This is a genomic window from Paenibacillus sp. FSL R5-0701 (genome assembly GCF_037973995.1).
Lineage (GTDB): Bacteria > Bacillota > Bacilli > Paenibacillales > Paenibacillaceae > Paenibacillus.
Genome location: NZ_CP150230.1, coordinates 5,606,377 through 5,619,695, shown reverse-complemented (window position 1 = coordinate 5,619,695; position 13,319 = coordinate 5,606,377). Strand labels below are relative to the sequence as shown.

Sequence of the window (13,319 nt, the reverse complement as noted above, 5' to 3'; positions counted from 1 at the left end):
GTTCCAATAGAATGGAGGCAATATGGCAGGTTAAGGGGGCAATTAAAGGTGGCAAAATCAATCCAAATGGATGAATTGAAAATGGGGGTCTGTTATTACCCTGAGCACTGGTCGGAAGCGTTGTGGGAGGACGATTTCCGTAGAATGAAAGAGATGAATATCACAGTTATTCGGATGGCTGAATTCGCATGGTCCATCTTTGAACCAGAAGAAGACCAGTTCGATTTTAGTTTTTTCCAAAAGGCACTGGATCTGGCGCATCAATACGGTTTGAGTGTTATTTTGGGAACACCCACTGCAACTCCACCAGCGTGGTTAACATCCAAATATCCTGAAGTATTAAACGCAAATAAGGACGGGGTGTTGTATCAACACGGAATGCGGCGTCATACCAACTACAGCAGCCCAATCTTCAGACAGCAATGTGAAAAAATCGTGCGCAATATGGTGATTGCCTATAAAGATCATCCGGCTCTTATTGGCTGGCAGATCGATAACGAATTCAATTGTCATATGGATGTTTTCTACGCTGAGGCAGATCATGTCGCCTTCCGTGAATGGCTTAAGAATCGTTATGAATCGTTGGAGAATCTGAACCAGGCATGGGGAACCGTTTTTTGGAGTCAGACCTATACCGACTGGGCTCAAGTTCACCTTACCCGAAATATGGTTAGTCCATCGCCCAATCCTCACTTGGCATTGGATGAAAAGAGATTCACATCAGCCAATACGATTTCATTTGCCAAGCTTCAGGTGGACATCATTCGGGAACTGGACCCGGAACATTGGATCACAACAAACGGTACGTTTGGACATTTGGATAATCATGAAATGACAGAGGAGCTATTGGATTTCTTCTCCTATGATTCGTATCCGCAGTTTGCTACGATCTTCCCAGGGACAGACGATAACTCATTACAAGATCGGGCCTGGAGCATGAAACTGTCGAACGTACGTAACATGTCACCGAACTTCTGCGTCATGGAACAACAGTCTGGGCCAGGAGGCTGGGTTGACAGTATAGGCATGGGTACGCCAAGACCGGGCCAGATCCGATTATGGTCGTATCAATCTGTTCTTCACGGAACAGATCTACTCGTCTACTTCCGCTGGCGGACAGCAACATTTGGCACTGAGATGTACTGGCATGGCATCAATGATTACCATAATCAACCCAACAGAAGGGTACGCGAGGTTGCGCAAGTAGGGGAAGAGTTTGCCAAGATCGGGCGTGTTATTGCAGGTACTACATATCAAGCCGATGTTGCGATCCTACAGGATTACGATAACCTGTGGGACGGGGAGTTGGACGAGTGGCACGGTCCGCTTCAGCAACAGAGTGTACGCTCCTGGTATAAGCAGCTCCAGTATCGTCATATTCCGACGGACATGGTTACACTGCAACCAACGACAACACTGGAGGAGTTATCCGAATATAAGGTGATCATCTATGCTCACCCGGCCATCATGACAGACGAGACAGCAGAACTTCTCCAAGCCTATGTCAGTCAAGGAGGCACTCTGTTTTTCGGTGCTCGCACCGGATATAAGGATCTCAAGGGGCATTGTTATATGAGACCGTTCCCTGGGGCTGTCGCTGAGTTGTGTGGTGTAACCGTAGAGGACTTTACTTTAATAAAAGGAACCGTTCCAGCAGCCAAACTGCAATGGAATGGGACGAGTGAGCGGCTTCAGGAGGGAACGTCAACGGCCGGATTTAACGAAGTTCTTCATGTGGAGCATCCTGAGGTGCAGGTCATGGCTGAGTATACATCCGAATATTATGCAGGTAGTCCTGCATTGACCAAACGTACGGTAGGTCAGGGGCAAGTATGGTATTATGGAGCGGCTTACAATGAACCGGTCGTTGATGCTATTCTGGATGAAATAGGGCTATCTTCACCTGTGGGTGATCTGGTAGAGGTACCGTCCGAAGTTGAGCTTGGTATCCGTTCCGGTAAGGATAAAGCTTATGTATTTTTACTCAACTACTCGGATCAACAAGTACCCATTAAGCTTAAGAAGCAAGCAAAAGAGTTACTGTCCGGTACAACACTTCAGAATGAGATCAACATGCCCGCGTATGGTGTATTCATCCTGGAGATCGATTTACCGCAATGAGGAGCCTGTTCTTCAATATAATGAGTTATATATATAAAGAAACACCAAAAACGCCTTGCAGCCATTGCAAGGCGTTTTGTATATGCATCTGGTGTAGCATCCGTTTAGCATGGGCTGTAATGGGGTGTTTTTTTCGTAAACCTATGCTTCGTACAAAATCTCACCTGTCCGGGATACATCATATCCCTCGAATGATTGCAGTTCCTGCCTAAACTCCGGCGATTGGAGAATTCGCAGTACTGATTCAGTCCAGGCTTCATTACCTTGTTTCCTCAGCATGACCAGATCATAGCGCTCCTGAGTGAGCGGGACAAAATCAACCTGACCCACAAGTCGTGCAGCTTTTTCAATGCCAACTCCGACATCAGCTTCACCTGAACTGACTTTGGCAGCCACGCCCATGTGACTGGTTTCCTCGGTTTCATATCCGATCAGACCTGCGGCAGGAATTCCATGCAGCCGAAGTTGCTCATCCAGCAATACTCTCGCGCCAGAACCTTTCTCCCGATTAGCTAGTCTCAGTTCAGGCTTGCTCAGATCGGTCCAATTCTGTAAGTTCTGCGGATTACCACGCTGTACATATAGTCCGGCAGGACGTGACAGCAGGTTTACCACAACATAGGACCGCCCCGTCAGAATTTTGCGAATATACGGCAAGTTATATTCACCCGTATCTCCGTCGAGCAGATGGGTGCTGACCAGATCGGACTCCCCACGATACATCGAGATAAGCCCATCCAGACTACCCATGAACGAGCGTAGCGGACGAATATCCCGAGTTTGTTTTTCCATATGGCGCATTAGAATATCCAGACTGACATCCTGACCTGTTATGACCAGATGCCGTGGTACAGCAGTCATTGCATGGGCAGAACTCGCTGGAGTAATCGCATGCGCAGACCCAACGGGTGTAGTTGATTGTAAGGAAGTTCTCTGAAAATCACCCTGACCTGGGTGAGTTCCTGATGCCGAGGTCTGATGAGGAGTCGGGATACGCTGACCTGAGGACTGAAGTTGCTTGGAGCGACGTTTATATGCCTCCAGATCGGTAGCATCAATCCGCATTTGTTTACCTACACGGTATGCGACGAGGTCTCCTTTTTTGATCAGGTCATAAACTGTCAGTTTCGATATTTTGAGTAGCTTGGATATTTCTTCGGTTGTGTAGGATTGCTCCTCCGTCATAAGTGAAGATCCTCCTTCAAAGGTATAGAGCAATGATGGTTTTGTTATGAATGTTTCTTGTACTATATCATTAATTGAGGGATGCCATAAACCTGAGAACACGCAATACACGCATAGGACAGATAACAAAAGCCAAATGTGATCTTAATCACCTTCCCATTTTTTTTGTCTTGTGTATAATTAGATATAATCAATTATAACTAGTTATATCTAAAGATAACGTTGGGGGAGAAATGAATGAGAAAGAGAATTGGATATGTGTTGGGAAGTATGTCACTGGGACTGGCTCTTGTATTGGCTGGTTGCGGCGCAAACACGGGCACTACGGATACATCCACGGGTGCAGAACAAACGACCTCAACACCAGCGGCATCAGGTGAAAGTTCATCAGCAGAAAATACCGATCCGCAGGAAACGGTAGATCTGACAATCTCTGCGGCGGCAAGTCTGACCGATGCGATGAAAGAGATTGAAAACAATTATGAGCTAGCTAATCCTTATATAGAACTTAATTTTAACTTTGGCGCCTCGGGTGCCTTGCAACAGCAGATTGAACAGGGTGCCCCGGCTGATGTCTTTGTATCGGCGGCAACAAAAAATATGAATGCGCTAGTGGATGAAAACCTGATTGCATCGGGCGATCAGAAGAACTTGCTACAGAATTCACTGGTGGCGATTGTGCCAGCAGATGGGACCCACACAGTAACCAGTGAAACGGATCTCACCAGCGACTCCATCAGGACGGTAGCGATTGGGATTCCGGAAAGTGTGCCTGCGGGAACCTATGCCAAGGAAGCTCTGACCAATGCCAAGCTGTGGGATGAACTGGAAAGCAAACTTGTGCAGGGGAAAGACGTTAGACAGGTTCTTCAATATGTAGAGACAGGTAATGCAGATGCAGGATTTGTATATAAAACGGATGCTCTTACTTCGGATCAGGTGAAAATTGCGTTTGAGGTGGACAAGAATAGCTACACACCAGCCAATTATCCGGTAGGTATTATTGAAGGAACGAAACACCGTACGGAAGCCGAACAATTCTATGCGTATTTACAAACCCCTGAAGTGCTCGATATCTTCAAGAAATACGGATTCACAATTCCGGAATGAATGTGAACGCCATAGACTGGTCCGTATTCTGGTCACCGGTGCGCTTATCGCTTCAGGTTGCGTTATTATCCAGCGTAGTGGCCACGGTGCTCGGAATTGCGATAGCCTGGAAGATGTCACGTTCTTCATTTCGGGGAAAGATTCTGCTGGAAACGGCATTTATGCTGCCGCTAGTCCTTCCTCCGACGGTGGTTGGATTTCTGTTACTTGTCATACTGGGGCGTAAAAGTCTGTTTGGACAATGGATCGAAGCCCTATTCTCCGCACCGGTTATTTTCACCTGGTGGGCTGCGGTGATTGCTTCGGTGGTGGTTGCTTTTCCACTCGTGTATCAGACGATGAAATCGGGATTCAGTGGTGTGGATCGTGATCTGGAGGATGCGGGTCGTTCGATTGGAGCGAATGAGTGGCAGGTCTTTCGTTACATTTCCTTGCCGCTCGCAGGCAGAGCATTGATGACCGCCTTCATCCTGGGCTTTGCCCGGGCACTCGGTGAATTCGGTGCGACACTGATGATTGCAGGCAATATTCCGGGCAAAACACAAACGGTACCCACCGCAATCTATGTCGCTGTAGATTCGGGCAATCAGACCATGGCTTGGGCATGGACTGTTTCCATTATTATCATCTCATTTCTCATGTTACTGATGACCAGACAGCAGCGAGATGGAAAAAATGACTAATTTAGTATGTGTTAATATTATATATAAAATGATGAAAAACCCGTTTTGAGGAACAAACTTTTTTCCTTAACGCGGGTTTTTATTACCAATTTCATATGTACCAATATCAATATCCTGCCAAATTGGTCTTAATGGAAATGTAAAGCTGTTTTAACATAAAAAAATAAAAATTTTCCCGAAATTTAATCGTTCAGTACTCGCTTTCAGTGGGCTTGTTCCTGTAAGATAGAAGTAATGGATTCCAGCCAAGTACTGAAATAAGGAGAGACGACGATGAACACTAAATCTGATTGCGGCGTTTCGTTGCAAATTGATGACTATCTGGATCTTTTGCATTTTGCCATCCAAATTCAGGATCAGGAATGGCAACAATCCCTTATCCGCCAACTCAAAATATTTCAGACGGCGACGGAGCAGCAGCGCACACCTGAAGAGGAGTTATGGACACGGTTTGATTACATCAACAGCAAACTGACAGGTCTGTGCCACCAGATTCATGCCGCTCATTCCATGGACGAACGCAAGAAGTTCGAGGAACGGATCGGTCTCTTACAATTACAGCGAGTGGAAGTTGCACGTAAAATTAAATGGGCGAGTCGCAGATAGATGAGTAGTGTATACACCAGGTGATGCACCGCCAAAATGGTATAATCAGTGAGAGTCATACAAGAAGAAGCCATCCACCAATTGATATGGAGGATGGCTTTTTCTTGTCCTATAGAGAAGTTCTATAACCTTATCAGGATGTCCTATTAGTTTAGTTATTGCCCAAAGATGACTTGTAATGATATTCTTTGTTCAACCTAATTCCGAGTATACAAGTAAGAATGGTTTGTTAAGAGATTTGAGGATGGGGAGTACACATCATATTCGCTGTGATAACAGCCTGTGGAGGAGATTGGGAATGGTTAAAAAACGGGGGATTCAAAAATTCCGGACAGCACTGCTGTTCATTACAATGCTGGCGGTACTGGCTGGATGCAGCACTGGAACTGCAAGCAATGATTCAGAATCTGCTTCGGCAGCAGGTGACACCAAAGTGAAAAAGATCATTGTAGGAACAGGCACACAGTTCCCAAATGTCTGCTTCATTGATGAGAATGGCAAGTTAACAGGTTATGATGTGGAACTGATCAGGGAGATCGACAAACGTTTGCCTGAGTATGAATTCGAATTCAGCACGATGGATTTCAAAAACCTGCTGCTGAGTCTGGAAACGAAAAAAATTGACCTGATCGCTCACCAGATGGAAGTGAATGATGAGAGACAGGCCAAGTTCCTGTTTAATGATGAAGCCTATAATATTTTTCCAAATAAAATTGTCGTAAGTCAGAAAAATGAGGAAGTAAAATCGATTGAGGATCTCAAAGGGAAAAAACTGATTGTTGGTGCTACAAGTAATGCGGCTGTACTTGCTGAGAAATGGAATGCAGCGAACGGTAACGGGATTGATATCGTCTATTCCGGAGCGGGTGAGGATACCAATACCCAGATCAAAACAGGCCGGGTGGATGCCACCATCAGCACTCAGTTTGCCATTGATTATCAGAATAATGCGGTTGATGCTCAGCTGAAAACGGTAGGCGATGCCCTCTCCAACTCCAAAGTGTACTTCATTCTGAACAAAGATGAGCAGGAACTCAAAACCAAAGTGGACGAAGCGCTCAAAGCGATCAAAGAAGACGGAACGTTAGGCAAACTGAGCACAGAGTGGCTTGGAGCTGACTATACGGTTGAAGAGTAGTCTGAGAAAGGTGTGCAGCGGTAATGGGAAAATCATTTGATCTGTCATTGGTTCTGGATTTCATCCCGGAACTGCTACGATATTTGCATATAACACTGATTGTACTGGGGGGTTCCATCGTGCTCGGACTGGTGGGCGGCGTGCTTCTGGCCGTTCCCCGGCTGTATCGGATTCCGGTACTAAGCCAGTTGGCTACCCTGTACGTCTCATTCATGCGGGGCACACCGATCCTGATCAAATTATTCCTGGTGTATTACGGACTTCCCGAGTTGCTCAAACCCACTGGCATCGACCTGTCGAGAACCGACCCGTTGTTATTTGTCATTGTGACCTATGCGCTTAGTGACGCGGCATCTTTTGCCGAGATCTTTCGCGGAGCGGTGCGCAGTGTGGATAAAGGCCAGACGGAAGCAGCCTATGCTGCGGGTATGACCACATTCCAGTCTTTTCGACGGATTGTTGTTCCGCAGGCGCTGATTGTTGCTTTTCCGAACATGGCCAATACGTTAATTGGTTCATTGAAGGATACTTCTTTGGCCTTCTCCATTGGTGTCATGGATATGGTGGGCAGAGGGCAGACGTTAATTTCGGCCACGTCGCACGCACTTGAGGTGTATATCAGTCTGTCTGTGGTCTATTATGTCATTGTCATTATGCTTGAAAAAGGATTTGCCTTTGCAGAACGCAGACTCCAGCGTCATGAACGCAAGAGGGTTGTACACAAACCGGCAATTCGAGCCAAACGCCTGAAAGAGATTGTTCAAAAAGTCCGCTTTTGATTACGAATCATGCCTGGCGGCATCTTCTCGGTACTGAAAACCAGACTTTTTGAACTCTCACTGAAACGAATAGCGGGGTGAGCATATGTCGATTGATCTCCAGTTTATCTATACATCTTTTTTTCAAATCCTGAAGGCATTGCCACTGACACTTGTCATTACGATTGTTCCGTTGATTGCAGGCTTCGGAATCGGTCTGGCTACGGCTCTGATCCGTATTTATCGCGTGCGGTGGATTCACCGCATTGCTGACTTCTACGTTTCATTCCTGCGTGGAACACCGATGCTGATGCATCTATTCCTCATCTATTACGGTATTCCGATGATTATCGATAAGCTGGCGGAACGTTACGGTTGGGCTTTTCAATCCTCGTCGATTCCTATTCTCGTATTTGTACTGATTGCTTTCTCGCTCACTGCGGGCGCCTATATGTCCGAGATTATCCGTTCAGGCATTCTTGCTGTGGATATCGGCCAGATGGAGGCGGCTCACGCTGTAGGCATGAGCACATTCCAGGCTTTAAGACGTATCATCATCCCTCAAGCAATCGGGGCTGTATTGCCTAACCTGTGCAGTATGTTTGTTGGGTTCCTGCATGGATCAACACTCGCTTTTACCGTGTCTCAGATGGATATCCTCGGTAAAGCGGATGTGGTGGCATCCGTCAGTCTGAAGTTTCTGGAGGCCTTTATCGCCGCAGCGTTCATCTATTGGGGGCTGACCATCATTGCCGAGCGGATCACTGCTCTGCTTGAGCGTCGGGTTGCCGTGTACAGCAAAGGAGGCGTGTCATGATTACACTAACCAACATACACAAAACTTTTGGCAAGCAGGAAGTATTGAAGGGAATTGATCTGACCGTGGAACAGGGTGATGTCGTAGCGATCCTTGGACCGAGCGGATCAGGTAAAACAACGCTGCTGCGCTGCGTCAATTTTCTGGAACGTGCCGATGAGGGCGAGGTTCAGATCAGTGGATTAACCGTCGATTGCAAGCATGCACGCAAACATGACATTGTGCAGTTGAGACGAAAAACAGCGATGGTGTTCCAGCATTATAATCTGTTCAAACACAAGACAGTGCTGGATAACGTCACCGAGGGATTAATTATTGCCCAGAAAATGTCCAAAGCCGATGCCCGCACTCGTGCCCTGCATGTGCTTGAACAAGTTGGACTGTCTGCCAAAATCAATGAGTATCCAAGTATGTTGTCAGGTGGACAACAACAACGGGTGGGCATCGCCAGAGCACTGGCACTGAATCCCGAAGTGATTTTGTTTGATGAACCGACCTCGGCGCTGGACCCCGAGCTTGTGGGTGAGGTGTTGTCTGTCATCCGCTCCATTGCTCAAAAGGGGATTACCATGATTGTAGTTACCCATGAAATGGGGTTTGCCCGTGAGGTGGCAAATCGGGTTGTATTCATGGATGGAGGTTCCGTTGTGGAGGAAGGAACCCCGGAGGAGGTGTTTGTACGTCCCAAGCAGGAACGTACTCGCCAATTCCTCAGTCGATATTCTTCCGACTGGAGTTATGTCATCTGACGATATAGGCGCAAGCTGTAGTAACTGACGATCCCGGCCCGGCATATGCTGTAACAGGCAAATGCTGATAGGCCGGGTTTTTCTATGGGTGAAGCAGGCCGTGACGGTAAGGAGGAGGACCATGCAGAGCAAAATCGATGAAATCATCACACATATTGCACACTCTCACCAGCAGATCGCACGTGTGCTGGATGCCAAACGCCAAGTCGCTGTACGCATGTCTGAAATCATCAATCATTTGCCAGATATCGAACCGGAGTTGGATGGCGTTGACGGTCTGCTGGATAGCTCTGGGCAAATCAACAAAAGCATTATCTCTTACTTGGGGGGCCTTGCAGATCTGGAAGAGGCTGTAGCCGAAACGCTGATCCAAGTCATGCGGGAGATCGCGGTTCAAGAAGAAGAATAAGCCCGGAAGGCGGGTGAAGGAACATGAGTAGAGAACAGAGCCTCATTCTGATGCTGGACGCAGCAGCCAAAATGCAGTGGAATATTGCCCTGATCCTGGAGGCAAAAGCGATTGAGGCCGAGAAGGTACGGAACTGGACGCTGAATCATTTGAATGGGGATACCTTTCTGACGCATGGGGATCAGGTAGGCGAGCCGCTCAAAATGCATGATCAGCTGGTGGAATTGCTGGAAGGATTAACCCGGATGGAGACCGGACTGTGCAACAATCTCAAAGCGGTGATGGTGCAGAACGATAGCGAAGATGGCGGCGGTATGGACGGGGGCATGTTTGGCGGCATGGATCTGGGAGACATGGGAAAATGAGTCTGATGCGGCGTGAGCAGGAAGCCAAACTGGCGCTTATCGAATCCATTGCACACAGTCAGCAGGCGCTGGCACGCATTCTGGACAGTGTAGCCAGTGTAACTGCTCATTCGGAAGTATCCGCCCGCAGTCTGGCCGAGAACATTCGTTTGCTGAGTCGCTATCAGGAAGAAATGTCTCGTATGGTTACGGGAATCAGGCTGGCCCGAATCCAGCAAGGGGAGCCTGGCTTGCCGTGGCTCAAAGACCCCGGATGTGCAATTCGTATCGTTCGGGACATACAGGAGGAATGTTGACATGTTAAAGAAGAAGAAAATACGACTGAGAACCAAAAGAGCTTTGTTAATCCGTGGAGCCCGTCTGCGCAAAATTCGCAAACTGCGTGCGCTCAGAGCCAAACGTGTTCTTCACAAACGCCCACTTAAAGGACGCAGTGCGTGGCTCAAAAAAAAGAAACGTGCGGTACGGCGGCACCGGAGTCCAAAGCCCGTACAACCAGTCGTCCCGGCTACCCCTACCGATCCGAACCCGGACGGTGCGTACAGCCAGGGATACAACGAGGCGTACAACGAGGGATTCAACGCGGGTTTCGCCAAGGGATTCGAGGACGGACATCAGCTGGCGTACAAAGCACAGTAACCGAGTAGACACGATTATTCCTGCATCGAATGATACCTACTAACAGTGCCAGTTCAAAAAGACCGGTTTTCAGTACCGAGAAGATGGGATGAAGCTAGAAATGGAGTAGCGGAGCGTAGGGAAGACTACGTGAGCAACGGACATTTCGGCTGAATTTCATATTCGATGTTGGTGATGCCGATAGGCATCCTTCGTAATCAAAAGCGGACTTTTTGAACATCCTCTAACAAATGATGTTAGCCCGGGGGGACAGATCCTCCGGGCTATTTGCATCGCCGCAAAAGCGGACATGCCCGTACAGGCGGATGTGGAGGGCATGCGCCAATTTTGCGCCTTGCAGGACACCCGTCCATGATGCATCTGACCCCGAGGCATATCCTTTAGAGGGAAGACCAATCTCGGGGAGAGTCTGGAAGTGAGATCTCCTGAAGGAAGACAGGGTGAAGAATGTGGCAAAACGAAGGCACCGTCCGCTGACCGAAGCGGAAACGGCTTACCGCGGCGGATATGCAGAAGGCCGCAGATTCGGCGGCTGTCAAGCCATGATGGAGCGGGTGCAGATGTTTGAACCGACCCTGCGGGACATGAAGGTGTTATATATCCCGCAAGGATTCGATGCCATCGATGAAGGTGTCACCTTGGCTCTGCAGCAATCTGTACGTGAATGCGTTGTTGGATCGCCAGCAGCGATGTTGCAGGAAGCCACTCATCATCGGCCCGATGTTGTGCTCGTCATGAATGGTCTGCATGTATTTCCCGCAGATCATGTGGAGCAGGTGAAAGGCATACGTGCACTCGGTATCCGAACTGCCGTGTGGTTTGTGGATGATCCGTATTTCACCGAAGATACAACGTCCCTTTGCCAGCATTATGATGTCGTGTTCACGCATGAAGAGGCCGCCGTACCCTTCTATCTGGGACATGGAGCGAACCAGGTCATCTATATGCCACTCGCGGTGAATCCAGGCATGTTTCAACCGCGGCGCGCCGCACCGCAGCATCAGCACGACATTTGTTTTATCGGTACCGGATTCTGGAACCGGATTGCCTTGTTTGATGAGCTGGCCCCTTTTCTTGCGGACAAAAAGGTATTCATTGCGGGTAGCCAGTGGAACCGATTGACACGCTATGATGTACTAGGCCGTTTCATCCACGAAGGATGGATTGCTCCTGGAGAGACAGTAGATTATTACAATGGCGCCAAGATTGTCATTAACATTCACCGGACTTGCGAGAATGGGGAAGACAATCGCAACACACATCATCTTGAAGGTCACTCGATTAATCCACGCACGTATGAGATTAGCGCATGCGGCACAATGCAGATTACGGATGCACGTGCAGATTTACCCCGTTATTATAAGCCGGGATATGACATCGAGACGTTCACCAACGCAGCGGAACTTCAGCGCAAGATCCACTATTATCTGAAGCATGAAGAAGAACGACAGGCGATGGCGTGGCGTGGACTTCTCACCACGATGAACCAGCATACATTCACTCGCCGGATCGGTCAGTTGCTGGAACATTTGTAATCCACGTCTGAAGTGCAGCATCAACAAGAACCCTATCCCAAAAAATAAAGGAGTGGCGGTATGTCTCTCAAACACCGTAAAACCAAAAAGGTTCATGCACCCGTACTGAGCCTGGCTGATCAAGCGCGCAAAAATGGGCAACATGCCGGATATGACGCAGGTAAGGAAGAAGGATATCTGCGCGGTCGCGCCAACTATATTGTGAATTGTGCACAGGAACCGTTGCCTTTCCGACAGCTTCATGTGCTGTATGTATCCTCGGGTAAAGGCTTCCCTTATTCCCCGTTGGATGAGGCCATTATGGCCACGTTACAGGGTATGGTAGCTCAAGTAACCCTCTCTGATCCGCGTCAACCGGTTTCTGAAATTGCGCTGCAGACGCGTCCTGATCTTGTGCTGGTGCTGGATGGAATGGATATCCCCATCGAGCATATCGATGCGATTCGCCAAGCGGGCATTCAGACGGCGATCTGGCTGACGGATGACCCGTACTATACAGATATGACGCTGGATATTGTGACACATTTTGACCATGTCTTCACGCTGGAACTGAACTGTATCGATCTATATCGACAAATCGGCTGCGCGTCAGTACACTACCTCCCTTTTGCCGCATTCACTAATCATTACTTTCCAATTACAACCCCTTCCCCGTTAAAACGGGATGTCAGCTTTATCGGCTCGGCCTACTGGAACCGGGTATACTTCTTCAATCCGATCATGCCTCAGTTGATGTCACACAATACGGTATTTAACGGAATCTGGTGGGATCGCCTGCCTGACTATACTGCCTATGGCGAGAAGATTGAACTTGGTCGCTGGATGAGTCCGCCGGAGACCAATGATGTGTACAATGGCACCAAAATTGTCATCAACCTGCATCGATCCCACGAAGATGATTCCGTCAATAATAATCACCTCAAAATCCCGCCAGCCTCACCGAACCCTAGAACGTTTGAAATTGCCGCGTCCACGACGCTGCAGCTGACCGACGCCCGGGATGACATTGCGCGTTTCTACAAACCGGGTGTGGAGATTGAGACATATTCCTCGCCGCAGGAGTTACTCGACAAAGTGGAATATTATCTTACTCATGAAAAGGAACGCCGTGAGATTGCACTTCGTGGACTCGAACGTACACTGAAAGACCACACGTATGGCAAAAGAATTAATGAAATGTTAACCATCATATTCCCTTAATTCT

At 48.2% G+C, this 13,319-nt stretch carries 15 protein-coding genes; 14 read left to right on the top strand and 1 reads right to left on the bottom strand.

Features of this window, described 5'->3' with window-relative positions; genetic code table 11:
- Positions 1–48: 48 nt before the first annotated feature.
- Positions 49–2,121 carry a beta-galactosidase gene (locus MKZ13_RS24845; protein WP_339179016.1) on the top strand — a complete coding sequence of 691 codons (2,073 nt, stop codon included), beginning with the start codon at positions 49–51 and terminating at the stop codon, positions 2,119–2,121.
- 141 nt (positions 2,122–2,262) lie between these two features.
- On the opposite strand, the gene MKZ13_RS24840 is transcribed toward MKZ13_RS24845, so the two are convergent.
- Positions 2,263–3,306, bottom strand: a complete 1,044-nt coding sequence (locus MKZ13_RS24840) for a helix-turn-helix transcriptional regulator (RefSeq protein ID WP_339179014.1) — start codon at positions 3,304–3,306, stop codon at positions 2,263–2,265.
- Between the two features lie 237 nt (positions 3,307–3,543).
- On the opposite strand from MKZ13_RS24840, the gene modA reads away from it, so the two are divergent.
- The 13 genes from modA to MKZ13_RS24775 all read left to right on the top strand — a co-directional run bounded on the left by modA (position 3,544) and on the right by MKZ13_RS24775 (position 13,315).
- A complete protein-coding gene (gene modA, locus MKZ13_RS24835; RefSeq protein WP_221820952.1) occupies positions 3,544–4,416 on the top strand; it encodes a molybdate ABC transporter substrate-binding protein in 873 nt (290 codons plus the stop codon).
- Positions 4,413–5,099, top strand: coding sequence for a molybdate ABC transporter permease subunit (modB, locus tag MKZ13_RS24830; protein ID WP_221820951.1), 687 nt, complete (start codon positions 4,413–4,415; stop codon positions 5,097–5,099). Before modA ends, modB begins: the two co-directional genes overlap by 4 nt.
- Positions 5,100–5,372: 273 nt before the next feature.
- Positions 5,373–5,705, top strand: a complete 333-nt coding sequence (locus MKZ13_RS24825; RefSeq protein ID WP_017692504.1) for a hypothetical protein — start codon at positions 5,373–5,375, stop codon at positions 5,703–5,705.
- 298 nt (positions 5,706–6,003) lie between these two features.
- Entirely contained in the window at positions 6,004–6,843 is an 840-nt protein-coding gene (locus tag MKZ13_RS24820; protein WP_339179008.1) for a transporter substrate-binding domain-containing protein, read from the top strand.
- Between the two features lie 23 nt (positions 6,844–6,866).
- Complete coding sequence (locus MKZ13_RS24815; RefSeq protein WP_339179006.1) at positions 6,867–7,622, top strand: amino acid ABC transporter permease; 756 nt, start codon at positions 6,867–6,869, stop codon at positions 7,620–7,622.
- A gap of 85 nt (positions 7,623–7,707) precedes the next feature.
- Positions 7,708–8,418, top strand: coding sequence for an amino acid ABC transporter permease (locus MKZ13_RS24810; protein ID WP_036673453.1), 711 nt, complete (start codon positions 7,708–7,710; stop codon positions 8,416–8,418).
- Positions 8,415–9,167, top strand: a complete 753-nt coding sequence (locus MKZ13_RS24805) for an amino acid ABC transporter ATP-binding protein (protein ID WP_339179004.1) — start codon at positions 8,415–8,417, stop codon at positions 9,165–9,167. The genes MKZ13_RS24810 and MKZ13_RS24805 overlap by 4 nt, the downstream gene beginning before the upstream one ends.
- 121 nt (positions 9,168–9,288) lie before the next feature.
- Entirely contained in the window at positions 9,289–9,576 is a 288-nt protein-coding gene (locus MKZ13_RS24800) for a nucleoside-diphosphate sugar epimerase (protein WP_339179001.1), read from the top strand.
- A gap of 23 nt (positions 9,577–9,599) precedes the next feature.
- Entirely contained in the window at positions 9,600–9,941 is a 342-nt protein-coding gene (locus tag MKZ13_RS24795; RefSeq protein WP_017692510.1) for a hypothetical protein, read from the top strand.
- Complete coding sequence (locus MKZ13_RS24790) at positions 9,938–10,237, top strand: hypothetical protein (RefSeq protein ID WP_237177808.1); 300 nt, start codon at positions 9,938–9,940, stop codon at positions 10,235–10,237. Before MKZ13_RS24795 ends, MKZ13_RS24790 begins: the two co-directional genes overlap by 4 nt.
- 1 nt (position 10,238) lies before the next feature.
- On the top strand, positions 10,239–10,580 hold the full coding sequence (locus MKZ13_RS24785; RefSeq protein WP_051446920.1) for a hypothetical protein: 342 nt from the start codon (positions 10,239–10,241) through the stop codon (positions 10,578–10,580).
- A gap of 440 nt (positions 10,581–11,020) precedes the next feature.
- Positions 11,021–12,115 (top strand): glycosyltransferase, encoded by a 1,095-nt coding sequence (locus tag MKZ13_RS24780; protein ID WP_339178996.1) that lies wholly within the window; start codon positions 11,021–11,023, stop codon positions 12,113–12,115.
- Positions 12,116–12,175: 60 nt separating this feature from the next.
- Positions 12,176–13,315: a glycosyltransferase gene (locus tag MKZ13_RS24775; RefSeq protein WP_091020900.1), complete on the top strand. Its 1,140-nt coding sequence runs from the start codon at positions 12,176–12,178 to the stop codon at positions 13,313–13,315.
- Positions 13,316–13,319 lie beyond the last annotated feature (4 nt).

What these genes read in the sequence shown, in the direction of transcription:
- MKZ13_RS24810 (WP_036673453.1), top strand. Translation starts at nt 7,708, where the DNA reads ATGTCGATTGATCTCCAGTTTATCTATACATCTTTTTTTCAAATCCTG.
- MKZ13_RS24820 (WP_339179008.1), top strand. Translation starts at nt 6,004, where the DNA reads ATGGTTAAAAAACGGGGGATTCAAAAATTCCGGACAGCACTGCTGTTC.
- MKZ13_RS24800 (WP_339179001.1), top strand. Translation starts at nt 9,289, where the DNA reads ATGCAGAGCAAAATCGATGAAATCATCACACATATTGCACACTCTCAC.
- modB (WP_221820951.1), top strand. Translation starts at nt 4,413, where the DNA reads ATGAATGTGAACGCCATAGACTGGTCCGTATTCTGGTCACCGGTGCGC.
- MKZ13_RS24790 (WP_237177808.1), top strand. Translation starts at nt 9,938, where the DNA reads ATGAGTCTGATGCGGCGTGAGCAGGAAGCCAAACTGGCGCTTATCGAA.
- modA (WP_221820952.1), top strand. Translation starts at nt 3,544, where the DNA reads ATGAGAAAGAGAATTGGATATGTGTTGGGAAGTATGTCACTGGGACTG.
- MKZ13_RS24815 (WP_339179006.1), top strand. Translation starts at nt 6,867, where the DNA reads ATGGGAAAATCATTTGATCTGTCATTGGTTCTGGATTTCATCCCGGAA.
- MKZ13_RS24795 (WP_017692510.1), top strand. Translation starts at nt 9,600, where the DNA reads ATGAGTAGAGAACAGAGCCTCATTCTGATGCTGGACGCAGCAGCCAAA.
- MKZ13_RS24825 (WP_017692504.1), top strand. Translation starts at nt 5,373, where the DNA reads ATGAACACTAAATCTGATTGCGGCGTTTCGTTGCAAATTGATGACTAT.
- MKZ13_RS24775 (WP_091020900.1), top strand. Translation starts at nt 12,176, where the DNA reads ATGTCTCTCAAACACCGTAAAACCAAAAAGGTTCATGCACCCGTACTG.
- MKZ13_RS24805 (WP_339179004.1), top strand. Translation starts at nt 8,415, where the DNA reads ATGATTACACTAACCAACATACACAAAACTTTTGGCAAGCAGGAAGTA.
- MKZ13_RS24840 (WP_339179014.1), bottom strand. Translation starts at nt 3,306, where the DNA reads ATGACGGAGGAGCAATCCTACACAACCGAAGAAATATCCAAGCTACTC.
- MKZ13_RS24785 (WP_051446920.1), top strand. Translation starts at nt 10,239, where the DNA reads ATGTTAAAGAAGAAGAAAATACGACTGAGAACCAAAAGAGCTTTGTTA.